The sequence below is a fragment of the Pseudomonas sp. 2822-17 genome (assembly GCF_002742485.1).
Classification (GTDB): domain Bacteria; phylum Pseudomonadota; class Gammaproteobacteria; order Pseudomonadales; family Pseudomonadaceae; genus Aquipseudomonas; species Aquipseudomonas cyclaminis.
In genome coordinates, this window is record NZ_LJRZ01000926.1 from 232,488 (window position 1) to 255,018 (window position 22,531).

Consider the following 22,531-nt stretch of genomic DNA (forward strand, 5'->3'; position numbering starts at 1 on the left):
CGTAGTGCTTCCTCAATTAAACCAGGACGCCGGACTGGCGCAGGGCCTGTCGCAGCGGTTCGTGACAGGCTTCGCTGAGGCGGGTGAGCGGCAGACGGATACCGTCCGGCATCAGGCCCATCTCGAACAGCGCCCATTTCACGGGAATAGGGTTGGATTCGATAAAGAGTGTCTTGTTGAGCGGCATCAGCTTCTCGTGGATTGCACGAGCAGTGGCTGCATCGCCGGCAATGGCGGCGGCACACATATCGCTCATGGCGCGCGGGGCCACGTTGGCGGTCACGGAGATGTTGCCCTTGCCGCCCAGCAGGATCAGCTCGACAGCGGTGGCGTCGTCACCGGAATACACCAGAAAATCGCTGCTCACGCCGGCCAGGATGTCCTTGGCGCGCTGCAGGTCGCCGGTGGCTTCCTTGATGCCGATGATGTTCGGCACGGTGGACAGGCGGATCACGGTCGCGGCCTGCATGTCGCAGGCGGTGCGGCCCGGTACGTTGTAGAGGATCTGCGGGATCTGCACAGCTTCGGCAATGGCTTTGAAGTGCTGGTACAAGCCTTCCTGAGTCGGCTTGTTGTAGTACGGGGTTACCAGCAGGCAAGCGTCGGCGCCGGCCTTCTTGGCGTTCTTGGTCAGCTCGATCGCTTCACGCGTCGAGTTGGCGCCCGTACCGGCAATGACGGCAATACGGCCCGCGACACGCTTGACCACGAACTCGATCACCTGAATGTGTTCTTCCACATCGAGGGTGGCCGATTCACCTGTGGTGCCGACCGCCACAATGGCGTTGGTGCCTTCTTGCAGGTGGAAGTCCACCAGTTTGCCCAGGCTGTCCCAGTCGAGATGACCTTGTGCATCCATGGGTGTGACCAGTGCCACCATACTGCCCGCAATCATGCAACCGCTCCTGCCGGAAAAAGAGAGCCGTAATGGTACTGGCGCCAAGATGCTTGTACAAGCGAAGTACCGCGTGAGGATGCGTTATGGGGCAACTAAACGATGGGCAATGCCATCATTGGATGAAAGCAAGGGTTACAGCGGGGTGTAATCACGCCGTTCACGTAATGAAAACGCCACCTCCTATCCCTTGGCGGCGCTTTTCGCTACCCTTCATGCTTTGATCGATACGGCTCTCAGAGTATCGACCGCTCATCGTTTAGGAAGGCTGCATGTCCACCCCCACAGTTCGCGAACAATTCCTTGTTATCAGTGCCCTCGGCGCCAACCCCATGGAGCTGACCAACGTCCTGTGCCGCGCCAGCCATGAAAACCGCTGCGCCGTCGTGACTTCCCGCCTGACCCGCCACGGCGAGTGCAGTGCGCTGGTCCTGCAGATCTCCGGCACCTGGGACGCCCTGGCACGCCTGGAAACCGGCCTGCCGGGCCTGGCCAAGAAGCATGACTTCACCGTCAATGTTGTGCGCAGCGCCGCGCTGGAAAATCGCCCGCAAGCGCTGCCATACGTCGCTTACGTCAGCTCAGCCTACCGCTCGGACATCGTCAATGAGCTGTGCCAGTTCTTTATCGACCACAACGTCGAACTGGAAAACCTGACCTGTGACACCTACCAGGCCCCGCAAACCGGCGGCACCATGCTCAACGCCACCTTTACCGTGACCTTGCCGGCCGGTGTGCAGATCAGTTGGCTTCGCGACCAGTTCCTGGATTTCGCCGACGCCCTGAACCTAGACGCGTTGATCGAACCATGGCGCCCACAGAACCCAATGTAAGGAAGTACCCATGGCAGTAGTCATCGACCAACCCGTAGCCGACTTCGAAGCCCAGGCCACCAGTGGCCAGACCTTCAGCCTTGCCGCCCTCAAGGGCAAGCAGGTGGTGATCTACTTCTATCCGAAGGACAGCACTCCGGGCTGCACGACCGAAGGCCAGGGTTTTCGTGACCAATACGCGGCGTTCAAGGCGGCCAACACCGAAGTGTTTGGCGTGTCGCGCGACAGCGTGAAGTCCCACGAGAACTTCAAGGGCAAGCAGGAATTCCCCTTTGAGCTGATCAGCGACAAGGACGAAGCGGTCTGCCAGCTGTTTGATGTGATCAAACTCAAAAAGCTGTATGGCAAGGAATACCTTGGCGTGGATCGCAGCACCTTCCTCATCGACAAGAATGGCGTGCTGCGTCAGGAATGGCGTGGGGTGAAAGTGCCTGGGCATGTGGATGCCGTATTGGCAGCAGCACAGACTCTGAACAGCTGACTTATTGTTGTGAGCGGGCTTGCCCCGCGCTGGGCTGCGTAGCAACCCTAAAACCAAACGCCGCGTTCTTTCTGTAAGAACGCGGCGTTTTTTATCGGGGCTGCTCCGCAGCCCAGCGCGGGGCAAGCCCGCTCACTACAATAATGGCGCAACAACGGGCTCCTGCCGTGGCCATGCATCCAGCACCGCCTTGAACAGCGTTGCCAGGGGAATCGCAAAGAACACTCCCCAGAATCCCCACAACCCGCCAAACAACAACACCGCGCAGATGATCGCCACTGGGTGCAGGTTGACCGCCTCCGAGAACAGCAGCGGCACGAGCACGTTGCCATCCAGTGTCTGGATGATCCCGTACACCGCCATCAAGTAGATGAACTGGTCACTCCAGCCCCACTGGAACAGCGCAATCAGTGTCACCGGCACCGTCACCACCACCGCGCCGACATACGGCACCACCACTGAAATACCGACCAGCAATGCCAGCAGGGCCGCGTAATTCAGGTCCAGGGCAATAAAGGCGATGTAGGTAACGCCGCCGCAGATGATGATTTCAATGACTTTGCCACGAATGTAGTTGGCGATCTGGCGGTTCATCTCCTCGGCCACCCGCGTGATCAGCGCTCGCTCACGCGGCAGGTAGCCACTCACCCAGCGTCCGATCATTGCGCGGTCCTTGAGGAAGAAGAACACCAGGATCGGAACGAGCACCAGGTAGATCATGATGTTGACCAGCAGCGGCAGACTGGACAGGGAAAACGTCAGCGCCCATTGCCCGAATTTTCCGATTTCGCCGCGCGCCACTTCGATAGCCTGCAACACCTGCTCATCCGACACCAGATGCGGGTAGCGCTCCGGTAACAGCAGCAACAGCGACTGCCACTTGGCAAGCATGCCCGGCAGCTCATTGAACAGCGTAATCAGTTGATGCCACAGCAGCGGCAACACCACTACGACAAACACCACCAGCAGGCCCATGAACAAGGCAAATACCAGCCCCACCGCCGCACCACCCGGCAAGCGCAAGCGTTCAAGGGTAGTGACCAGGCCCTGCATCAGGTAAGCCAGCACCATCCCCGCGAGTACGGGCGCCAGCATGCCGCCCAGGGTGAGCACGGCAGTAAAGGCCAGGAACAGCAGGACGGCCAGCACCACAGCCTCTTCATCAGAGAAGTAGCGCTGGATCCAGTCTCGTAACACTTTGAACATCAATCAACCTCGGTTGGTAGGGGCAGCGGCTCAGGCCTTGCGCAACCAGTAACGGTAAACACCGGCGGCATCTTCTTCATGCAGCAGGGTGTGGCCGGCCAGTTTGGCAAAGGTGCGGAAATCGCGCTGGGAGCCTGCGTCCGTGGCGATCACCTTGAGCACAGCACCGCTGGCCAATCGATTCAATTCCAGCTTGGCCTTCAGCAAAGGCAACGGGCAATTGAGGCCGCTGGCGTCAAGCTCGGCATCAAAGGCTACAGCGTCGGTCATGGGTTTACTCCGGGCAAGCGTTCGGGGCGCTTAGAATATCTGGTCCGACGCTCAGTGTCCGGCTACAGTAACCTCTTTGTCCAAAGGCTCTGTGCATGACTTTTTTGCGCCCTACCCTGCTGACGCTGGCTTGCCTGCTGGCCTCTCCGGGCTTTGCTGACGACCTGCCGTCGCTTGGCGACGCCAGTTCTGCCATTGTCTCGCCACAACAGGAATTTCAATTGGGCCGTGCCTGGCTGGCTTATCTGCGCGGGCAGGTTTCCCAACTGAACGACCCGCAACTCAAGGATTACGTCGAAACCAGCGTGTACAAGCTGGTAGAAACCAGCCAGGTGAACGACCGACGCCTGGAGTTCATCCTGATCAACAGCCCGCAGCTCAACGCTTTTGCCGCGCCAGGCGGCATCGTCGGCGTGAACGGCGGCCTGTTTCTCAACGCCCAGACCGAAGGCGAATACGCCTCGGTGCTGGCCCACGAATTGGCTCACTTGTCCCAACGTCACTTCGCCCGGGGTGTTGAAGCACAACAGCGCATGCAAATCCCGATGATGGCTGCCCTGCTTGGCGGCATCATCGCGGCAGCCGCCGGCGCAGGCGATGCGGGCATTGCTGCGATTGCCGGCACCCAGGCGGCGGCGATCCAGGAACAACGGCGGTTTTCTCGGCAGAATGAACAAGAGGCGGACCGTATCGGCATCGTCAACCTGGAGAAAGCCGGTTACGACCCGCGCTCCATGCCGACGATGTTCGAGCGTTTGGGACGCCAATACCGCTTCGACGCCAAGCCACCGGAATTCCTGCTGACGCACCCGGTCACCGAATCGCGGATCGCCGACACCCGTAACCGCGCAGAGCAATCCAAGCCCGGTGGCAAGGAGGACAGCCTGCGCTACCAACTGATCCGCGCACGGGTGCAGCTGCAATATGAGGACACCTCGGGACTCGCCGCCAAGCGCTTCCAGGCGCAACTGGACGAGAACCCGAAAAACGATGTGGCGCGCTATGGCTTGGCCATCGCCCAAATCAAGGCCTCACAGTTCAAGCTGGCGCGAGAGAGCCTGCAGCCCTTGTTGGCCAAGGCACCCAATGACATCACGTACAACCTGGCGCAGATCCAGCTGGATATAGACAACAGCCATCTGCCCGATGCCCAGCAACGCACCGATCGGATGTTGACCCAATACCCTGGCAACTACCCACTGAATCAGATCCGGGTCGACTTGCTGCTGAAACAGAATCGTACAGCCGACGCGGAAAAGGCCTTGGATGGCTTGCTCAAGTCCCGTCCAGACGATCCAGACGTGTGGTATCAAGTCGCCGAGACCCGTGGGTTGTCAGGCAACATCATCGGCCTGCATCAAGCACGCGCCGAATACTTTGCCCTGGTGGGTGACTTCCAGCAGGCGATTCAGCAATTGGACTTCGCCAAGCGCCGCGCGGGCAGCAACTTCCCGCTGTCGTCACGTATCGACGCACGCCAACGTGAACTGATCGAACAGGAACGTCTGGTAAAAGGGATGATGGGCTAAACCCATCACCCATAAAAAAGCCCCGCCATCGTTAACCGACGGCGGGGCTTTTTATTGGCTTAGCGGATTACTCGGCCAGCTTGAAGGTAATGAAGCTGGCACGCCCCTGACGCAGCACACGCATCGACACCGAGCGATTCTTCGGCAGCGCTTTGGCGATGTCGGTGAACTGCTTGGTGGTGTCGATTGCTTGATTGTTCAGGTGGGTGATCACGTCGCCTGGCTGCAGGCCGATCAAGGCAGCGGGGCCATCCTGCACTTCCTTGATCACTACGCCGCCCTTGAGGTCGAAAGTTTTCTTCTGCTCGTCGGTCAGCTCAACCACTGCGATGCCCAGGCGGTTGCTGCTGCGCTCAACACCCGGCTTGTTATTGCCCAGGGCGTCCAGGGTCGCACCCTCTTCAGGGATGGCGCCTACGGTCAGCTCAACGTTCTGGCGCTTGCCCTCACGAATCACTTCCAGCTTGGCCTTGCTGCCCGCCTTCAGTGCACCTACCAGATGTGGCAGGTCTGCCGACATGACAATCGGCTGGCCATTCATGCTCAGGATCACGTCGCCGACTTGCAACCCGCCTTTGGCGGCAGGGCCATCATCCTGGATCTGTGCAACCAGGGCGCCGGCCGGTTTGTCGAGACCGAAGGACTCAGCAAGGTCTTTATTCACTTCCTGGATCACCACGCCCAACCAACCACGGCTGACCTTGCCACCGCTTTTCAGCTGGTTGGAAACATCCATGGCGACGTCGATCGGGATAGCGAACGACACGCCCATGAAGCCGCCGGAACGGGTGTAGATCTGCGAGTTGATACCCACCACTTCACCGGCTAGGTTGAACAGCGGACCACCTGAGTTACCCGGATTGATCGGCACGTCGGTCTGGATGAACGGCACGTAGTTTTCGTTCGGCAGGCTGCGGCCAATGGCGCTGACGATGCCCTGGGTCACAGTGTGGTCAAAACCAAACGGCGAACCGATGGCCACAACCCACTGCCCAGCTTTCAGGTCCTGGGATTTGCCCAGTTTCAGCACCGGCAGGTCCTTGCCTTCGATCTTCAGCAGTGCAACGTCGGAACGAGGATCGGTACCCACCAGCTTGGCTTTCAGCTCGCTACGGTCGGCCAGGCGCACGAGAATCTCATCGGCGTCGGCAATTACGTGGTTGTTGGTGAGGATATAGCCATCAGGGGAAATGATGAAGCCCGAGCCCAGGGACTGCGCTTCACGCTGACCGCCACCGCCGCCACGAGGCGTGCGGGGTTGTGGCATGCCTCGCTCGAAGAACTCGCGCAACATCGGCGGCAGGCCTTCCAGGTCAGGCATCTGCTGATTCGACACTTTGCGATCCGGCAGTTTCTGCGTGGTGCTGATGTTCACTACGGCTGGCGAGGCTTGCTCAACCAATTGGGTGAAATCAGGCAACTCGACCGCTTGCGCAGGCACGGCCTGGCCCAGTACAAGCACCGTTGCGACGATGGATAGGTAGGATTTCAAACGTGGTATCGACATACAGCTCCCGTTACGACGAGCAGGGTTGAGCGACAGGGTTCAAAAAACGCCGAAAACTGCGACCGACATTTTTGTTCCGCGAACAAAACAAGGCCAGAGCCGACAAGCCCTGACCTATAAAAAACATGGGGGATTTTTGCAAGTGAAAATACTGATCCAGACATTTCATGCTCTCGGCAGCCAACCTGGCATGAACGTACAGTGAAAGAGCCGGATGAACATAGGATTAACAACTCACGGCTGGGTGGGGGCCTTTTTTTCACCGCGCACCGACAGCGCGATACGCTCGGCGGTACCGATAGGAATTTCACCAACGACCGTCACCATCATTTCGCCGTCCACCGTATTAAGACGACGGGACACTGCAACCGTAGGGCCTAACTGGGTGCGAGTCTCGGTCACGCTCACATCGCTGATCGGTTCAAGAAACACCGAGAAGCGCGCCAGCCCATCTTCATACATCAGACTGTCGACCGTGACTTTGGTATGGGGATCCTTACGCGCACTGCTATTGGCCAACTGAAAACCCGGTGGCAACCACTCCAAGTGCCAAGCCTCGGTGGGCTCGACTTCTGGCGCCTTTGTGTCGGCGACGGCAATCGATGTGCACTCGGTGCTGGGCTGCAAGTCTCGATCACTGGGCGCGGTGGACGTATCCAGGCGGGTGAACTGAAAGCGCTCCAGCAACTGACCTTGATCGTTCAGCAACAAGGACTTAAGTGGCAGTGCGGTCTCACGATCCAGGTGAAGTTCAAACCCATAACGGTATTGATCACGCGGCGCGATCGACACAATGACTGCATTACGACCGGCCACGCGGGATTTTCCGATGACGGCCAGCTCATAGAATTGATTGAGTTTTTGCGGATCAAGGGAGCGCGAAGGGGCATCAGGCGAATTGCCAAGGCCGGCGACCAGCGTGCCGCTGACACATCGGGTATGACCATCCACTCGCACAACTTCCTGTGCAGAACCATCAAGCTGCAAAAGCCGCTCGCGGACCTGACCATTCTGGACGCGATGCCAGATGTCATGGGTGGAAAAACTGCCGTTACGCTCGTAGACGAACGTACCTTCAAAGCTTTGTTTCTGCTCGGCACGCCCAAGTCGAGTAAGCCAGTCTTGGGCTTCATCGGCATGGGCGGGTAGTGCAAACCAACCACTGAGCAACAGCGTAAGGAGCGGTATGGCGCGCATAATGCTCCCTAGCGGTTTAGCGGTTTTCCAGGCTTGCAGCGCGAGCGTATGGCAGAGCGCTTTCAGTGCCTTTCAGGGCCGATTCCTGTGCGTGTTGGCGCAGGTAACCTGGAAGACGCTGGTCTTGCCAGCCGGATTGCCCTTGAAGTACACCGTTGGCCATAGGACCGGTGGTGTCCGAGCTTTCCTTGTAGCCTGCCAGTACTGCTGGGCCTTTGACTTGCGGACCGGCCATGACCGGTTGCTGAGTCTGTTGGGCCAGTTCGGCACCAGCGATATCGTCCTGGTTGTACAGGCGAACACCGGCAAGCACTGCAACTGTCACCGAGGCAGCGACTGCCAGGCGACCGAGGCTACGCCAAGGACCACGAGCAGCTTTTGCCGGAACGGCTTCATCGGCCAGCGCAGCAGAAACGGCCGCAGCAATATCCAGACGAGGGATTAGAAGATCCTTGTGCATCACCGCCCGAGCGACTTGGTAACGAGACCAGGTATCACGGGTTTCGGCATCATCAAATGCGTTGAGCACTCGACGAAGTTCCAGTTCATCCGCTTCGTTATCCATCACTGCGGACAGCGATTCCTGCAGGGCATCACGACTCATGGCGGTTCCTCTCTTGGCTGTCGCCGCTGTCTTTAGTTCTCTTGCAACAACGGTTGCAAGGCTTTATCGATGGCTTCCCGGGCCCGGAAAATCCGTGACCTTACAGTCCCCACCGGACACTGCATGACGCTCGCAATGTCTTCGTAACTCAGACCATCGAATTCACGTAAAGTTAACGCTGTACGCAAATCTTCTGGCAATTGCTGAATAGTGCGATGGACGGTGCCTTCAATCTCGTCGCGCAGCAATGCACGCTCCGGCGACTCGAGATCTTTGAGGCCGTGATCACCATCGTAAAATTCTGCATCTTCCGAACTAACATCACTATCCGGTGGGCGGCGTCCGCGAGACACCAGATAGTTCTTCGCCGTGTTGATGGCGATGCGGTACAGCCACGTGTAAAACGCACTGTCACCGCGGAAATTGCCCAGTGCACGGTAGGCCTTGATAAAGGCCTCTTGTGCAACGTCCTGCGCTTCATGGGTGTCGTGCACAAACCGCACGATCAACCCGAGAATTTTGTGCTGGTATTTCAGCACTAGCAGATCAAATGCTCGCTTGTCGCCGCGTTGAACGCGCTCGACCAGCTGCTGATCCTCTTCCTGGGTTAGCATGAACACTCCTCGTTGTACTTGAAGGAGGCTTGCATAACTAAACGATCAGGCTTGCAAACATAGACTCGGACTTTTCGCAAAAGTTCTCCCCCCTCAAGCAAGTTTCCGGCATGCACTGATTTGGCACGCACGAAAAACGCAGCGCGGGTAACGCCGGCTGCGCGAATAATCTTGTCGCCGGTTTTCTGACGCGTCCAATGCTCCCGACGGGCCAATAAACTCAACGTTTCCCAGCTTTCGGGCAACCTGCTATTGAGTCAGGGCTTATGCAAAAAGTTCCCGCCTCAATAACCAGCTGATTTTACCCAAGCCGTGCACCGTAATCTCACATTGCCACGAATGCGTGGCTATTGTGCCGCTCCCCCCCTCTATATACTAGTGGCCCGTGTGACCCTTTGATTCGCCGATCCAGGCGTCCTGTTTGCGCCTGTTCTCTGGATCGCTTTTTGCGGAATCCTTCAAATGAGCCAACAGTTTCAACACGATGTCCTGGTGATCGGCAGCGGCGCGGCCGGATTGAGCCTTGCGCTGACCCTTCCCAGCCATCTGCGCATTGCGGTCCTGAGCAAAGGCGACCTGGCCAACGGCTCCACATTCTGGGCCCAGGGCGGTGTAGCCGCTGTGCTGGATGACACCGATACGGTGCAATCCCACGTCGAAGACACCCTTAACGCCGGCGGCGGCCTGTGCAACGAAGACGCGGTGCGTTTTACCGTCGAGCACAGCCGCGAGGCGATCCAATGGCTGATCGACCAGGGCGTGCCGTTTACCCGAGACGAACACGCGAGCAGTGACGACGGCGGCTTCGAATTCCACCTCACGCGCGAAGGCGGCCACAGCCACCGCCGCATCATCCACGCCGCCGACGCCACCGGTGCCGCGATCTTCAAGACCCTGCTCGACCAGGCTCGCCAGCGCCCCAACATCGAATTGCTGGAGCAACGCGTCGCCGTCGACCTGATCACCGAAAAACGCCTGGGCCTGGACGGCGAACGCTGCCTCGGCGCCTACGTGCTCAACCGCGCCAGCGGCGAAGTCGACACCTATGGCGCACGCTTCACGATTCTCGCCTCGGGCGGTGCGGCCAAAGTCTACCTCTACACCAGCAACCCCGACGGCGCTTGCGGTGACGGCATCGCCATGGCCTGGCGGTCGGGCTGCCGGGTCGCCAACCTGGAATTCAATCAATTCCATCCGACGTGCCTGTATCACCCACAGGCCAAGAGTTTCCTGATCACTGAAGCCCTGCGCGGAGAAGGTGCACACCTGAAACTGCCAAATGGCGAACGCTTCATGCAGCGCTTCGACCCACGTGCCGAACTGGCCCCACGGGATATCGTGGCCCGCGCCATCGACCACGAGATGAAACGCCTGGGCGTCGACTGCGTATACCTGGACATCAGCCACAAACCGGAAGACTTCATCAAGACCCACTTCCCCACCGTCTATGAGCGCTGCCTGGCGTTCAACATCGATATCACCAAAGGCCCGATCCCCGTGGTGCCGGCCGCGCACTACACCTGCGGCGGCGTGATGGTCGACCAGCATGGCCGCACCGACGTGCCCGGCCTGTATGCGATCGGTGAAACCAGCTTCACCGGCCTGCACGGCGCCAACCGCATGGCCAGCAACTCGTTGCTCGAATGCTTTGTTTATGCCCGCTCAGCCGCTGCGGACATTCTCGACCAACTGCCGCGCATCCCCGTGCCGGCGGCCCTGCCCCGCTGGGATGCCAGCCAGGTCACCGATTCTGACGAAGACGTGATCATCGCCCACAACTGGGACGAACTGCGGCGTTTCATGTGGGACTACGTGGGGATCGTGCGCACCAACAAGCGCCTGCAACGGGCTCAGCACCGCGTGCGTTTGCTGCTCGATGAGATTGATGAGTTCTACAGCAACTATAAAGTCAGTCGTGACCTGATCGAATTGCGCAACCTCGCGCAGGTCGCTGAACTGATGATTCGCTCAGCCATGGAGCGCAAGGAAAGCCGGGGCCTGCATTACACCCTCGACTATCCGCAGATGTTGCCCGAGGCCCGCGACACTATTCTGGTGCCAACCACCTACGGCGGCTGAACTTCAGGCGTACCCGCAGGCGCCGATGCACATCGGCGACCTGCGAATCCCGCGGCACACAGACCGAACGCAGCCACCACTCGCCCTGCACCCGATAGCGCAACACGACAATCAGCGGCAACGCCAGGCTGTCAGGGCGCAACTGCACGCTGTGCCATCCCCGCTCATGACTGAACAACTGCCAACCCTCCTCATCACGACGCAGGCCAACAACCGACGAGCGGTGGGTCAAGAGGATATGACGTGGCAGCACCCAGGCCGCATGGGCCAGGCACACCAGCACGCCAAGGAAAGCAAAGGGAACATCGAGGACCAAACAGGCGCCCAGCGCAAACAGCTGGGCAAGCACATACGCCGCCAGCAACAGCCGTGAGGCCTGCCAGCGGCATTCAAAGCGATTACTTGGGCTGAACACGGTCCAGAATAATCCGAACCATACGCTGCAGCTCAGGATCTTCCGATTCGGCGCGTTCCATGAACCAGCCGAACATGTCCTGGTCTTCGCATTCCAGCAGACGGACATAAAGGGCGCGATCTACCTGATTGAGCGTCGCATAAACCTCTTTGGTGAAAGGCACCAACAACACATCCAGTTCCAGCATGCCACGACGGCTGTGCCAGTAGAGGCGATTGATTTCTACATCTTCGACCATGGAGCGCTCCTCAAATAGAGCGCAAGTATACAGGCCCGACGGCACCGGAACAGTCGGCTTTGGTCGCCCCATATGGAAACTATCCATTTGCCGGGCGCCCCTCTATGATGCACCCATGACTTTTTGACCTGCGATGACCCATGGCTGACTCCGCTTTTTTCTGCTCGCTGTCCCACGAAGGCGTTCTGGCCGTCCGCGGTTCCGACGCTGCCAAGTTCCTGCAGGGCCAGCTCACCTGCAACCTCAACTACCTGAGCGACACCCAGGCCAGCCTCGGCGCGCGCTGTACACAAAAAGGCCGCATGCAGTCGAGCTTCCGCATCCTGCTGCAAGGTGACGGCGTATTGCTGGCGATGGCCACTGAGCTGCTGGAACCACAGCTGGCCGACCTGAAGAAATACGCAGTGTTCTCCAAGTCCAAGCTCACCGACGAAAGCGCCGCCTGGGTGCGTTTCGGGCTATCGGACGCTGACCAGGCGCTTGGCAGCCTGGGCCTTGAGCTACCGGCCGAGACCGACAGCGTGGCGCGTGCCGAAGCGCTGGTCGCCATCCGCGTCTCCCCAGCCCGTGCCGAACTCTGGGTGCCTGCCGAGCAAGCTGACACCGTGCGCAGCCAACTCGCCGCGCACTTGAAGGAAGCCGACTTGAACGAATGGCTGCTCGGCCAGATCCGCGCCGGCATTGGCCAGGTCATGCCGCAAACCCGCGAAGTCTTCATCCCGCAGATGCTCAACCTGCAAGCGGTGGGCGGCGTGAGCTTCAAGAAAGGTTGCTACACCGGCCAGGAAATCGTCGCGCGCATGCAGTACCTGGGCAAACTCAAGCGTCGCTTGTATCGCCTGAGCCTCAACGCGGCTGACATGCCCGAGCCAGGCACCCCGCTGTTTTCACCCAGCCACAACAGCTCGATCGGCGAAGTGGTGATTGCCGCAAAAGCTGACCAAGTGATTGAACTTCTGGCCGTATTGCAAGCCGAAGCAGCCGATAGTGGCGATGTGCACTTAGGCACGCTGGAAGGCCCCGTTTTGCAGCTGCTTGAGCTGCCTTACACTCTCGACCGCGATCGAGAAATCCAGCGTTAGTCGCCGTACCTTTTTGCAGCACCCTAGAGAGCATGAATGAACAAACTGGCGGAAAAAATCCAACAGGCGTTGGTTAAGGCCATCAACAACGATGACCTGGTTCTGCCGACATTGCCGGAAGTGGCCCTGAACATCCGTCAGGCCGCTGAAGACCCGGAAATCAGCATCAGCCACTTGAGCAAAGTCATCGGTCGCGACACCGCGCTGTCGGCGCGCCTGATCAAAGTGGTCAACAGCCCGCTGTTGCGCGCCACCCAGGAAGTCACCGACCTGCACACCGCCATCACCCGGCTGGGCACCAACTACAGCAGCAACCTGGCCATCGGCCTGGTGATGGAACAGATCTTCCATGCCCGCTCCGAAACGGTAGAACAGAAAATGCGCGATGTGTGGCGCCGCAGCCTGGAAGTGGCGGGCGTCAGCTATGCCCTGTGCCGCAGCCACAGCCAGCTCAAGCCGGACCAGGCTGCGCTGGGCGGCTTGGTGCATCAGATCGGCGTGCTGCCGATCCTGACCTACGCCGAAGACCATTACGAACTGCTGTCGGACCCGGTCAGCCTCAACCATGTGATCGACAGCATCCACCCGGCACTGGGTGACAAATTGCTCAGCGGCTGGGACTTCCCGGAAATGCTGGCGAAACTGCCGGGCCAGTACCTGAACCTGGAGCGCGACTCCGCCAGCCTCGACTACATCGACCTGGTGCAGATCGCCGTGCTGTACTGCCATCACGGCACCGACCACCCTTTGGCAAGGGTAGAAGTCTCCAACGTGCCGGCAATGAAGAAACTGCGCGTCGACCCCTACAGCGAAAAACTGCGCGCAGAGCTGGATGAAGCCCGCTCGATGTTCGATTGATCAACCGGCGATAAAACTCACCCGCACCTTCAACCCCGCCTGCGCACCATCGTGCAAGCTGATCTGCGCCAGATGGGCGCGGCAGATCTCGCCGACAATCGCCAGCCCCAGGCCGGAGCCCATGCCTTGCTGGCTACGGCGGTAGAAGCGCTCGAACACCCGGTCGCGCTCATCCAGCGGAATACCTGGGCCGTCATCTTCCACCTCCAATACCGCCGGCGCCGTCACCCGCAGAATCACGTTGCCGCCCGGCGGCGTGTGGGCCAGGGCGTTGTCCACCAGGTTGCTCAGCAATTCGTTCAGCAGCGTCGGCTCGCCGCGCAACCACACCGGCTCGTCGGCCTCCAGCGCCAACGCCACACCACGTGCATGGGCCAATGGCGCCATGGCCATGCCCAGCTCGCGGGCCAACTGGCTCAAATCCAGCAACTGCGCGCCACCTTCGGCAATTGCTCGGGCGCCGTTTTCGATACGCGCCAGGGACAGTAATTGATTGGCCAAATGGGTCAGACGGTCGGTGCCTTGGGCCGCGGTTTCCAGCGTGCTGCGCCAGGTCGCCGGGTCTTCGGCGCGCAGGCCGAGCTCCAGGCGTGCCTTGAGTGCCGCCAAAGGCGTACGCAGTTCGTGGGAGGCGTCGGCGATAAACTGCGCCTGGCGTTCGAACTGCCCGCGCAGGCGTTCAGTAAAGTGATTGAGGGAACGCACCAGCGGGCCGAACTCGTGCTGCACTTCCACCAGCGGCAATGGCCGTAAGTCGTCGGGCTGGCGCTCTTCGACTGCCGTGCGCAGGCGCTCCAACGGGCGCAGCGCCGCACTTACGGCAAACCATACCAACAGCAACGCGCCAATCGCCAGCATGCCCAGGCGCAGCAAGGTGTCGGCCATCAAGCTGCGGGCCATGCTCACGCGGGCTTCGTCGGTTTCGGCCACGCGGATTTCCGCCATGCCGTTCATGTTCGGCTCCGAGACAGCCTTGAGCAGGCTGACCACACGCACCTCCTGGCCCAGATACATGGCGTTGTAAAACCGCGCAAGCGCCGGATAGTCATCGGTGCGCGGCGTGCCAGGCGGCGGGCCGGGCAGGTTCTCGTAACCGGAGATCAGCTTCTGGTCGATGTCATTGACCTGGTAATAGATACGCCCGGCGCTGTCGTAGGCGAAGGTGTCCAAGGCCACATAGGGCACGTTGGCGCTGAGGGTACCGTCGACTTGGGTCAGCCCAGCGGCGATAGTCCGCGCCGAGGCCAGGAGCGTGCGGTCGTATGCGGTGTCGGCGGCTTCGCGACCGTTCCAATAGGCGCTCATGCCGCTGGCCAGCATCAGCAGCACCAGCAACAGCGCCAGGTTCCACAACAGGCGCCAGCGCAGGCTGCTGGGCTTATGCATCGCGGGCTTCCAGCAGGTAGCCGAGGCCTCGGAAGGTCACGATGGCGATGGGCTGGCCATCGAGTTTCTTGCGCAGGCGATGCACGTAGATTTCGATAGCATCCGGGCTGGCCTCTTCGTCCAGGCCGAACACCTGGGACGCGAGTTGCTCCTTGCTCATCACCCGGCCGGGCCGGGCGATCAACGCTTCGAGCACGGCTTGCTCGCGGGAGGTCAGGGTCATCAGCTCGCCGCCCACGGTGAAGCGCCGCGTATCGAGGTCGTACACCAGCACGCCACAGGCCTGCTGGCGCTCGCCGCCCAGCACACTGCGGCGCAGCAGTGCCTTGACCCGTGCTTCCAGCTCCGTCAATTCGAAAGGTTTGGCGAGGTAGTCATCGGCGCCCAGATTGAGGCCATGCACGCGGTCTTTCACATCGCTGCGTGCGGTCAGCATCAGCACCGGCAGATTTTTTCCACGGGCGCGCAGACGGGCCAGCACCTCGAAACCGTCCATGCGCGGCAGCCCCACATCAAGGATCACCGCCGCGTATTCCTCGCTGCTCAAGGCCAGGTCTGCGGCCACGCCATCGTGCAGTACATCGACGGTCAAACCCGTGCTCTTGAGCGCCTGGGCGACACTTTCGGCAAGTTGCAGATGGTCTTCAACCAGGAGGACACGCATGGATTTCTACCTCGTTCATGGGTGGTCGATGCCACGCCTTGGCGGGCAGTTTACAGGCGCCGCCTGCCCTGTGAAGCCCGAAAACATTGAAAGGCAGTTGAAAGGTTAGTGAAAGCTTCGCCCTTTAGCATCCAGACACGGTAGGCCCTGCCTGCCCAGCTACCTCAACCGTAGCGCCCGAAAAACGCCTCGATGCGTTTTCGCCAGAATAAGAACAATAACGGAGTGCACCACGATGCTGTCGACCCAGCCCCAGGCTTGCCCGCCTGTTCGTTTTTCCCGCCTGACCCACACCGCCCTTGCCAGTGCCGCGGCCCTTGCCGGCTTTTCGCCGCTTAGCCAGGCTGCCTTCTTCGAAGACAGCAGCGCGACCCTGGAAACCCGCAACATGTACTTCAACCGCGACTTTCGCGATGGCACCAGTGCGCAGCAATCCAAGCGCGACGAATGGGCCCAGGGCTTCATGCTCAACCTGCAATCAGGCTACACCGACGGCACCGTCGGTTTTGGCGTGGATGCGCTGGGCATGCTCGGGGTCAAGCTCGACTCCAGCCCCGACCGCACCGGCACCGGCCTGCTGCCGACCCATGACGATGGTCGCGCCGCCGATGAGTATTCCAAGCTGGGTTTGACCGGCAAGGTGAAGATCTCCGCCACCGAGTTGAAGATCGGCTCGCTGATGCCTGAACTGCCGATCCTCAAGCCCAACGACGGCCGCATCCTGCCGCAGACGTTCAACGGTGGCCTGCTGACCTCCAGGGAATTCAAGAACCTGACGTTCACCGGCGGCCGCCTGGACAAAGCCAAGGACCGCGACGACAGCAACTACGAGGACATCGCCCTCAACAACAAGAACAGCCGCTTCCTCAGCGGCGCCACCGGCAAGCACTTCAACTTCGGTGGCGTGGACTACAAGTTCGCCGACAAGATCACCGGCAGCTACCACTTCGCCCAACTCGACGACGTGTACCGCCAGCACTTCCTCGGCCTGGTAGCCGCACGCCCGATGGGCCCCGGCACCTTCGCCACCGACCTGCGCCTGGCCATCAGTGATGACACGGGTGCCGCCCGTGGCGGCAAGATCGACAACACCTCTCTCAACGGCCTGTTCAGCTATGCCCTCAATGGCCACAAGCTCAGCGCCGGCTACCAGCACATGTCCGGCGACAGCGCCTTCCCGTATGTGGATGGCAGTGACCCGTACTTGGTCAACTTCGTTCAGATCAACGACTTTGCCGGTGCCGACGAGCGTTCCTGGCAGGCGCGCTATGACTACGACTTCGCCAAGCTGGGCATTCCCGGCCTGAGTTTCATGAGTCGTTACCTGTCGGGTGACAACATCAAGCTCAAGAACGGCGAAACCGGCAAAGAGTGGGAGCGCAACACCGAGATCAAGTACGTGGTGCAAACCGGTACGTTCAAAGACGTTGCCGTGCGCCTGCGCAACGCCACCTACCGCTCCAACTATTCGGCCCGTGACGCGGATGAAATGCGCGTACTGGTCAGCTACAGCGTTGCCCTTTGGTAAGGGTGCTCAGGCAGTAGAACCTCACAACAAAAAAAGACGGAGATAACCATGACCCCTTCACTGCGTAAGTTTGCCCTCGCCGCCGGCTGCATGCTGTTTGCCGGCCAACTGTTGGCCGCCGATGAACCCAAGCGCCCGGAATGCATCGCCCCGGCCTCCCCCGGCGGTGGTTTTGACCTGACCTGCAAACTGGCGCAAAGCGCGCTGGTCAACCAGAAGTTGCTGAGCAAGCCGATGCGCGTGACCTATATGCCTGGCGGCGTGGGTGCGGTGGCTTACAACGCGGTGGTCGCCCAGCGCCCTGCCGATGCGGGCACTCTGGTGGCCTGGTCCAGCGGTTCGCTGTTGAACCTGGCACAAGGCAAGTTCGGTCGTTTTGATGAAAGCGCCGTGCGTTGGTTGGCAGCCGTGGGCACCAGCTACGGGGCTATTGCCGTGAAAAGTGATTCGCCCTACAAGACCCTCGACGATCTCGTAAAAGCCTTGAAGAAAGATCCGGGCAGCGTGGTGATCGGTTCCGGCGGCACCGTCGGCAGCCAGGACTGGATGCAAACCGCCCTGATCGCCAAGGCTGCCGGGATCAACCCCCGCGAGCTGCGGTATGTGGCCCTCGAAGGCGGCGGCGAAATCGCTACGGCCCTGCTCGGTGGTCACATCCAGGTGGGCAGTACCGACATCTCCGACTCCATGCCGCACATCCTAAGTGGCGATATGCGCCTGCTGGCGGTGTTCTCCGAGAAGCGCCTGGACGAGCCGGAAATGAAGGACATTCCGACCGCCAAGGAGCAAGGCTACGACATCGTCTGGCCAGTGGTGCGCGGCTTCTACCTCGGGCCAAAAGTCAGCGATGCCGACTACGCCTGGTGGAAAGACGCGTTCGACAAACTGCTGGCCTCCGAAGAGTTCGCCAAGCTGCGTGACCAGCGCGAGTTGTTCCCGTTCGCCATGACCGGCCCGGAGCTGGACACCTACGTGAAGAAACAGGTGGCTGACTACAAAGTGTTGGCCAAAGAGTTCGGCCTGATCCAGTAATCGCCCCCCTGTTCGCGCAGCCACGTCTGTGCAGAGCACAGACGTGGCTCAGGAGTTTCCCATGCTCTTACAACGCATTTTCGCGGCCGTGCTGTTACTGGCCTGTGTCGGCCTGGCGCTGATGGCCTGGCCGTATCAGGCGGCTTTTTCCTACGAGCCCGTAGGCCCAAGGGCCTTCCCATTGCTGCTGCTCGGGCTGATGGGCCTGGCACTTTTTTACATGCTGATTCGTCCGCAACCGACCAAACACACCGACGATGAACCCGCGCTGGACCGACCCACGCTGATCAAGATCGGGATCTGCGTGGCCTTGTTGCTGGTGTTTGCCGGCACTTTCGAATCCCTGGGTTTCATCCTCAGCAGCATGCTGATCGGCATTCCGATGGCTCGGCTGTATGGCGGCCGCTGGCTGCCCGGTGCGGTGATCATCACATTGATGAGCGTCGGTCTTTATCTGCTGTTCGATAAAACCATGGACGTACCGCTGCCCCTCGGTCTGCTCGACGTTCTGGAGAACTGATATGGATACTTTTGGCTATTTGGGCCAGGGCTTCGGCATCGCGCTGAGCCCCTACAACCTGGTGACCGCGTTGTGCGGCACCTTGATCGGCACGGTGGTCGGCCTGTTGCCGGGCCTGGGCCCGATCAACGGCGTGGCGTTGTTGATCCCTATCGCGTTTGCCCTGGGCCTGCCGCCGGAATCGGCGCTGATCCTGCTGGCGGCCGTGTACCTGGGCTGCGAATACGGCGGCCGTATCAGCTCGATCCTGCTGAACATCCCGGGCGAAGCCTCCACCGTGATGACCACCCTCGACGGCTACCCGATGGCCCGTAAAGGCCTGGCGGGCGTGGCGCTGTCGTTGTCGGCATGGAGTTCGTTCATCGGTGCGTTTATCGCCACCTGCGGGATGGTGCTGTTCGCCCCGCTGCTGGCCAAGTGGGCGATTGCTTTCGGCCCGGCGGAATATTTCGTCCTTATGGTGTTTGCGATTGTCTGCCTGGGCGGCATGGCCGGTGACAAACCGCTGAAGACATTTGTCTCGGCGCTGATCGGCCTGTTCCTGGCGTGTGTCGGCATCGATGCCAACAGTGGCGTGTACCGCTTTACCGGTGACAACATCCATCTGACCGACGGCATCCAGTTCGTGGTGCTGGTACTGGGCCTGTTCTCGATCAGTGAGATCCTGCTGCTGCTGGAGAAAACCCATCGCGGCCAGGAAGCGGTGAAAGCCACCGGACGCATGATGTTCAACGCCAAGGAAGCCTTGTCGGTGTTGACCGTGAACCTGCGGTGCGGCGTGTCGGGCTTCATCATTGGCGTCTTGCCAGGCGCCGGCGCGACCATGGCTTCAGCCGTTGCCTACATGACCGAGAAACGTATCGCAGGGGCCAGCGGCAAGTTCGGCCAAGGCGACATGCGCGGCCTGGCCGCGCCGGAAACCGCGATCGGCGCGTCGGTCTGCGGCGCCATGGTGCCGATGCTGACCCTCGGCGTACCCGGATCGGGCACGACAGCGGTGATGATCGGCGCACTGTCGCTGTACAACATCACGCCAGGCCCGCTGCTGTTCCAACAGCAACCGGACATCGTCTGGGGCCTGATCGCGTCGTTGTTTATCGCCAACATCATGCTGGTGATCCTCAACATCCCGATGATCCGCATCTTCACACGCATCCTCGCCGTGCCGAACTGGGCGCTGGTGCCGGTGATCGCGATCATCACCGCGATTGGCGTCTACGCGGTGCATGCCACCACCTTCGATCTGTTCCTGATGATCGCCATCGGCATCTTCGGCTACATCCTGCGCAAGCTGGACTTCCCACTGTCGCCGCTGCTGCTGGGCTTTATCCTCGGTGGCCTGATGGAGCAGAACCTGCGCCGTGCCCTGTCGATCTCCAACGGTGCGCTGGAAATCCTCTGGTCGAGCCCGATCACCTTTGGTGTCTGGGTACTGACCGCCATCATGCTGCTCGTACCGTTGCTGCGTATCTGGCGCAAACGTGCGCAACAGCGTCGTGCCGTGGCCGATGTCTGAGGTCACCTTCAGACATTGGTGGGGAACACCGCTGGTCGGCCTGGCCGGCGGTTACCTGGCCAGCCTCGTCGGCTGGCCGTTGCCGTACATGGTCGGCTCGTTGCTGGCGATCATCCTGGTGCGTTGTCTCACGCCTTGGCAGTTGGCCGAGATTCCCGGCGGGCGCAAATGCGGCCAATGGGTGGTGGGCATCGGTATCGGCCTGCACTTCACCCCGGTGGTGATCGAACAGGTGATGAGCCACTTCGGCCTGATCTTCTTCGGCGCGCTGGTCACCAGCCTGTCGAGCGTGGTCGGTGTGTGGCTGATGCGCCGCAGCGGTGAAGACCGCGCCACTGCGTTTTTCTCCAGCATGCCGGGCGGTTCCGGCGAGATGGTCAACCTCGGCGCGCGCAATGGCGCGGTGCTCAGCCGTGTCGCGGCGGGCCAGAGCCTGCGGGTGCTGGTGGTGGTGTTGTGTGTGCCGGCGATCTTCAAGTACTTGCTGGAGGGCGGTGCGCCGCAGTTTCATCCGGCGCCGATAAGTTGGGCCTGGCTGGCGTTGCTGTTTCCAATCGGTGCGCTGGTAGCCTGGGGATGGCAGCGTTTGCGTCAGCCAAACCCGTGGTTGTTCGGGCCGTTGCTGGTGAGTGCCACCGCCAGCGTGGTGTGGGATCTGCATATCGGTTTGCCTGACGGCGGCAGCCAGATCGGCCAATGGCTGATCGGCAGCGGTTTAGGCTGCCACTTCAACCGTCAGTTCTTCCGGCGCGCTCCGTCGTTCATGGCGCGCACCCTGATCGGCACCGCGCTGACCATGGCGCTGGCGACGCTGGCGGCAGTGGGCTTGAGCGCCCTCACCCATCTGGACCTGCGCTCGTTAACCCTGGGCATGATGCCCGGCGGCATTGCCGAGATGAGCCTCACGGCAGAAACCCTGCAACTGTCGGTGCCGCTGGTGACGGCGATGCAGGTGATGCGGTTGTTGTTTGTGTTGTTTCTGGCGGAGCCGTTGTTCAGGTACTGGAACCGCCAGCCCTGACCTTGTGGAAGTGGCTCTTGAAGGGCCACAACCGTTTGTCTGAACTGTCAATTCTCACAGCTAGGCAAGCTCATCGCTGTGATCCTCAATCGTGCTACTGAACCCTTGAGGATTAAAACATGACGCCCCTCCCCCCCTACCGTCGCGGACAACGAGAAGCTGCGATCATCAACACGATTTCCGTGCAGGGATCTCCTAATCGCCTTGTACTTAACAACGATGGAAGCAAGCTGTATGTCGCCAGTTCAACAACTCCAAGAGGCATTACGGTCATCGATACTGCAAAAATGAGGGTCCTCAAGATGATTGTCGAGGTGGGTTCGCCCATCTGGCTCGCCATGCACCCAACTGCCCAACGCCTCTATGCCAGCGACAACAGCCGGGCGGCCGGTACCCCCATTACGGTGATCGACACTTCGAACGACACCGTTATCGAGCAAATCAGGGGGTTCACCACCATCAATGGCATGGCTTTGAACTCAACCGGTGCAAGCCTTTACGTCGCCGACGATGGCGCTAGCCAGATCGTCGCAATCGACACCACCAACCACCAACGAATCAGCACCACCGCCGTGCGTTATCCCAACGACATTTGTGTAGCCCCAGGCAATGCCCGCTCACACGTTGCATCAGTAGGCGAGCATTGGACCGGTATCAACCTAGGCACCAACCAGCGCGAGTTCCAAACCAGAACGGGTACTGGAGTACCCACCAGCATTGCTCATGCTCGCTTCGCCGCTCGCGTCTACATCACCTACCGAGAGACTCGCAGGCTCTATATCGGGGATACCACCACCAAGGAGACAAGCTCGATCCTCAACGATTTACTCGGCCCTTTTCAAATAGCTTTTCACACAATGCTAGAGCGAGCCTACCTCACCGAAACCGATGGCAACCAAGTCAGCATCATCGATACCCGTACCCAAACCGTGACGGGCACAATCCAAGGCTTCTACAAGCCGCGCGGCATCGTTGTAGCCCCCAGCGGCCGGATTGCGTACGTCGCCAATATCGGTAACTCAACAATCGCAGAGGTCCGGCTGTAAGCTAGGGCTA

At 60.3% G+C, this 22,531-nt stretch carries 23 protein-coding genes; 12 read left to right on the forward strand and 11 right to left on the reverse strand.

Going from position 1 to position 22,531, the window contains the following annotated elements:
* Window positions 1–16: 16 nt before the first annotated feature.
* The gene (gene dapA, locus AOA60_RS30920) at window positions 17–895 is read right to left on the reverse strand and encodes a 4-hydroxy-tetrahydrodipicolinate synthase (RefSeq protein WP_099587494.1); all 879 of its coding nucleotides are present in this window, start codon (window positions 893–895) and stop codon (window positions 17–19) included.
* 272 nt (window positions 896–1,167) lie between these two features.
* Here dapA and AOA60_RS30925 point away from each other — a divergent pair, with 272 nt between their 5' ends.
* Both AOA60_RS30925 and AOA60_RS30930 read left to right on the forward strand, forming a co-directional pair.
* Window positions 1,168–1,728, forward strand: coding sequence for a glycine cleavage system protein R (locus tag AOA60_RS30925; protein ID WP_003172487.1), 561 nt, complete (start codon window positions 1,168–1,170; stop codon window positions 1,726–1,728).
* A gap of 10 nt (window positions 1,729–1,738) precedes the next feature.
* On the forward strand, window positions 1,739–2,209 hold the full coding sequence (locus AOA60_RS30930) for a peroxiredoxin (RefSeq protein ID WP_099587495.1): 471 nt from the start codon (window positions 1,739–1,741) through the stop codon (window positions 2,207–2,209).
* 135 nt (window positions 2,210–2,344) lie between these two features.
* On the opposite strand, the gene AOA60_RS30935 is transcribed toward AOA60_RS30930, so the two are convergent.
* Together AOA60_RS30935 and AOA60_RS30940 are read right to left on the reverse strand one after the other, a co-directional pair.
* Window positions 2,345–3,415: an AI-2E family transporter gene (locus tag AOA60_RS30935; protein ID WP_027604314.1), complete on the reverse strand. Its 1,071-nt coding sequence runs from the start codon at window positions 3,413–3,415 to the stop codon at window positions 2,345–2,347.
* A gap of 30 nt (window positions 3,416–3,445) precedes the next feature.
* Entirely contained in the window at window positions 3,446–3,685 is a 240-nt protein-coding gene (locus AOA60_RS30940; protein ID WP_010212198.1) for a sulfurtransferase TusA family protein, read from the reverse strand.
* Between the two features lie 95 nt (window positions 3,686–3,780).
* On the opposite strand from AOA60_RS30940, the gene AOA60_RS30945 reads away from it, so the two are divergent.
* Window positions 3,781–5,214: a M48 family metalloprotease gene (locus AOA60_RS30945; RefSeq protein WP_099587496.1), complete on the forward strand. Its 1,434-nt coding sequence runs from the start codon at window positions 3,781–3,783 to the stop codon at window positions 5,212–5,214.
* 67 nt (window positions 5,215–5,281) lie between these two features.
* On the opposite strand, the gene AOA60_RS30950 is transcribed toward AOA60_RS30945, so the two are convergent.
* From AOA60_RS30950 to rpoE, 4 genes are all read right to left on the reverse strand, one after another.
* The gene (locus tag AOA60_RS30950) at window positions 5,282–6,721 is read right to left on the reverse strand and encodes a DegQ family serine endoprotease (RefSeq protein WP_099587497.1); all 1,440 of its coding nucleotides are present in this window, start codon (window positions 6,719–6,721) and stop codon (window positions 5,282–5,284) included.
* A 234-nt stretch (window positions 6,722–6,955) separates the two neighbouring features.
* Window positions 6,956–7,918, reverse strand: a complete 963-nt coding sequence (locus tag AOA60_RS30955; RefSeq protein ID WP_099587498.1) for a MucB/RseB C-terminal domain-containing protein — start codon at window positions 7,916–7,918, stop codon at window positions 6,956–6,958.
* 16 nt (window positions 7,919–7,934) lie between these two features.
* Window positions 7,935–8,522 (reverse strand): sigma-E factor negative regulatory protein, encoded by a 588-nt coding sequence (locus AOA60_RS30960; RefSeq protein WP_099587499.1) that lies wholly within the window; start codon window positions 8,520–8,522, stop codon window positions 7,935–7,937.
* A 32-nt stretch (window positions 8,523–8,554) separates the two neighbouring features.
* The gene (gene rpoE, locus AOA60_RS30965; RefSeq protein WP_003172477.1) at window positions 8,555–9,136 is read right to left on the reverse strand and encodes an RNA polymerase sigma factor RpoE; all 582 of its coding nucleotides are present in this window, start codon (window positions 9,134–9,136) and stop codon (window positions 8,555–8,557) included.
* A 462-nt stretch (window positions 9,137–9,598) separates the two neighbouring features.
* Between rpoE and nadB the strand changes: the two genes are divergently transcribed.
* Window positions 9,599–11,215 (forward strand): L-aspartate oxidase, encoded by a 1,617-nt coding sequence (gene nadB / locus AOA60_RS30970; RefSeq protein ID WP_099587500.1) that lies wholly within the window; start codon window positions 9,599–9,601, stop codon window positions 11,213–11,215.
* Here the strand turns inward: nadB and AOA60_RS30975 are convergent.
* Window positions 11,184–11,630, reverse strand: coding sequence for a protein YgfX (locus AOA60_RS30975; protein WP_099587501.1), 447 nt, complete (start codon window positions 11,628–11,630; stop codon window positions 11,184–11,186). The genes nadB and AOA60_RS30975 overlap by 32 nt on opposite strands.
* Complete coding sequence (locus tag AOA60_RS30980; RefSeq protein WP_099587502.1) at window positions 11,614–11,868, reverse strand: succinate dehydrogenase assembly factor 2; 255 nt, start codon at window positions 11,866–11,868, stop codon at window positions 11,614–11,616. Before AOA60_RS30980 ends, AOA60_RS30975 begins: the two co-directional genes overlap by 17 nt.
* 140 nt (window positions 11,869–12,008) lie before the next feature.
* Between AOA60_RS30980 and AOA60_RS30985 the strand changes: the two genes are divergently transcribed.
* Window positions 12,009–12,950: a folate-binding protein YgfZ gene (locus tag AOA60_RS30985; protein WP_099587503.1), complete on the forward strand. Its 942-nt coding sequence runs from the start codon at window positions 12,009–12,011 to the stop codon at window positions 12,948–12,950.
* Window positions 12,951–12,986: 36 nt separating this feature from the next.
* The gene (locus AOA60_RS30990; RefSeq protein WP_099587504.1) at window positions 12,987–13,808 is read left to right on the forward strand and encodes an HDOD domain-containing protein; all 822 of its coding nucleotides are present in this window, start codon (window positions 12,987–12,989) and stop codon (window positions 13,806–13,808) included.
* Here the strand turns inward: AOA60_RS30990 and AOA60_RS30995 are convergent, their stop codons facing one another.
* The gene (locus tag AOA60_RS30995; protein ID WP_099587505.1) at window positions 13,809–15,194 is read right to left on the reverse strand and encodes a sensor histidine kinase; all 1,386 of its coding nucleotides are present in this window, start codon (window positions 15,192–15,194) and stop codon (window positions 13,809–13,811) included.
* Window positions 15,187–15,858: a response regulator gene (locus AOA60_RS31000; protein WP_099587506.1), complete on the reverse strand. Its 672-nt coding sequence runs from the start codon at window positions 15,856–15,858 to the stop codon at window positions 15,187–15,189. The genes AOA60_RS30995 and AOA60_RS31000 overlap by 8 nt, the downstream gene beginning before the upstream one ends.
* A 235-nt stretch (window positions 15,859–16,093) precedes the next feature.
* Here AOA60_RS31000 and AOA60_RS31005 point away from each other — a divergent pair, with 235 nt between their 5' ends.
* The 6 genes from AOA60_RS31005 to AOA60_RS31030 all read left to right on the forward strand — a co-directional run bounded on the left by AOA60_RS31005 (window position 16,094) and on the right by AOA60_RS31030 (window position 22,521).
* Window positions 16,094–17,386, forward strand: a complete 1,293-nt coding sequence (locus AOA60_RS31005) for an OprD family porin (RefSeq protein WP_099587507.1) — start codon at window positions 16,094–16,096, stop codon at window positions 17,384–17,386.
* A 48-nt stretch (window positions 17,387–17,434) separates the two neighbouring features.
* A complete protein-coding gene (locus tag AOA60_RS31010) occupies window positions 17,435–18,418 on the forward strand; it encodes a tripartite tricarboxylate transporter substrate binding protein (protein WP_099587508.1) in 984 nt (327 codons plus the stop codon).
* 61 nt (window positions 18,419–18,479) lie between these two features.
* Window positions 18,480–18,938, forward strand: coding sequence for a tripartite tricarboxylate transporter TctB family protein (locus AOA60_RS31015; protein WP_099587509.1), 459 nt, complete (start codon window positions 18,480–18,482; stop codon window positions 18,936–18,938).
* 1 nt (window position 18,939) lies between these two features.
* Window positions 18,940–20,454: a tripartite tricarboxylate transporter permease gene (locus AOA60_RS31020; RefSeq protein WP_099587510.1), complete on the forward strand. Its 1,515-nt coding sequence runs from the start codon at window positions 18,940–18,942 to the stop codon at window positions 20,452–20,454.
* Entirely contained in the window at window positions 20,447–21,475 is a 1,029-nt protein-coding gene (locus AOA60_RS31025) for an AbrB family transcriptional regulator (RefSeq protein ID WP_099587574.1), read from the forward strand. The genes AOA60_RS31020 and AOA60_RS31025 overlap by 8 nt, the downstream gene beginning before the upstream one ends.
* Window positions 21,476–21,594: 119 nt before the next feature.
* The gene (locus AOA60_RS31030; RefSeq protein WP_143522607.1) at window positions 21,595–22,521 is read left to right on the forward strand and encodes a YncE family protein; all 927 of its coding nucleotides are present in this window, start codon (window positions 21,595–21,597) and stop codon (window positions 22,519–22,521) included.
* Window positions 22,522–22,531 lie beyond the last annotated feature (10 nt).

Bases quoted from the DNA above. Each gene is read 5' to 3' on its own strand.
- dapA (WP_099587494.1), bottom strand. From the start codon at position 895: ATGATTGCGGGCAGTATGGTGGCACTGGTCACACCCATGGATGCACAA.
- AOA60_RS30925 (WP_003172487.1), top strand. From the start codon at position 1,168: ATGTCCACCCCCACAGTTCGCGAACAATTCCTTGTTATCAGTGCCCTC.
- AOA60_RS30930 (WP_099587495.1), top strand. From the start codon at position 1,739: ATGGCAGTAGTCATCGACCAACCCGTAGCCGACTTCGAAGCCCAGGCC.
- AOA60_RS30935 (WP_027604314.1), bottom strand. From the start codon at position 3,415: ATGTTCAAAGTGTTACGAGACTGGATCCAGCGCTACTTCTCTGATGAA.
- AOA60_RS30940 (WP_010212198.1), bottom strand. From the start codon at position 3,685: ATGACCGACGCTGTAGCCTTTGATGCCGAGCTTGACGCCAGCGGCCTC.
- AOA60_RS30945 (WP_099587496.1), top strand. From the start codon at position 3,781: ATGACTTTTTTGCGCCCTACCCTGCTGACGCTGGCTTGCCTGCTGGCC.
- AOA60_RS30950 (WP_099587497.1), bottom strand. From the start codon at position 6,721: ATGTCGATACCACGTTTGAAATCCTACCTATCCATCGTCGCAACGGTG.
- AOA60_RS30955 (WP_099587498.1), bottom strand. From the start codon at position 7,918: ATGCGCGCCATACCGCTCCTTACGCTGTTGCTCAGTGGTTGGTTTGCA.
- AOA60_RS30960 (WP_099587499.1), bottom strand. From the start codon at position 8,522: ATGAGTCGTGATGCCCTGCAGGAATCGCTGTCCGCAGTGATGGATAAC.
- rpoE (WP_003172477.1), bottom strand. From the start codon at position 9,136: ATGCTAACCCAGGAAGAGGATCAGCAGCTGGTCGAGCGCGTTCAACGC.
- nadB (WP_099587500.1), top strand. From the start codon at position 9,599: ATGAGCCAACAGTTTCAACACGATGTCCTGGTGATCGGCAGCGGCGCG.
- AOA60_RS30980 (WP_099587502.1), bottom strand. From the start codon at position 11,868: ATGGTCGAAGATGTAGAAATCAATCGCCTCTACTGGCACAGCCGTCGT.
- AOA60_RS30985 (WP_099587503.1), top strand. From the start codon at position 12,009: ATGGCTGACTCCGCTTTTTTCTGCTCGCTGTCCCACGAAGGCGTTCTG.
- AOA60_RS30990 (WP_099587504.1), top strand. From the start codon at position 12,987: ATGAACAAACTGGCGGAAAAAATCCAACAGGCGTTGGTTAAGGCCATC.
- AOA60_RS30995 (WP_099587505.1), bottom strand. From the start codon at position 15,194: ATGCATAAGCCCAGCAGCCTGCGCTGGCGCCTGTTGTGGAACCTGGCG.
- AOA60_RS31000 (WP_099587506.1), bottom strand. From the start codon at position 15,858: ATGCGTGTCCTCCTGGTTGAAGACCATCTGCAACTTGCCGAAAGTGTC.
- AOA60_RS31005 (WP_099587507.1), top strand. From the start codon at position 16,094: ATGCTGTCGACCCAGCCCCAGGCTTGCCCGCCTGTTCGTTTTTCCCGC.
- AOA60_RS31010 (WP_099587508.1), top strand. From the start codon at position 17,435: ATGACCCCTTCACTGCGTAAGTTTGCCCTCGCCGCCGGCTGCATGCTG.
- AOA60_RS31015 (WP_099587509.1), top strand. From the start codon at position 18,480: ATGCTCTTACAACGCATTTTCGCGGCCGTGCTGTTACTGGCCTGTGTC.
- AOA60_RS31020 (WP_099587510.1), top strand. From the start codon at position 18,940: ATGGATACTTTTGGCTATTTGGGCCAGGGCTTCGGCATCGCGCTGAGC.
- AOA60_RS31025 (WP_099587574.1), top strand. From the start codon at position 20,447: ATGTCTGAGGTCACCTTCAGACATTGGTGGGGAACACCGCTGGTCGGC.
- AOA60_RS31030 (WP_143522607.1), top strand. From the start codon at position 21,595: ATGACGCCCCTCCCCCCCTACCGTCGCGGACAACGAGAAGCTGCGATC.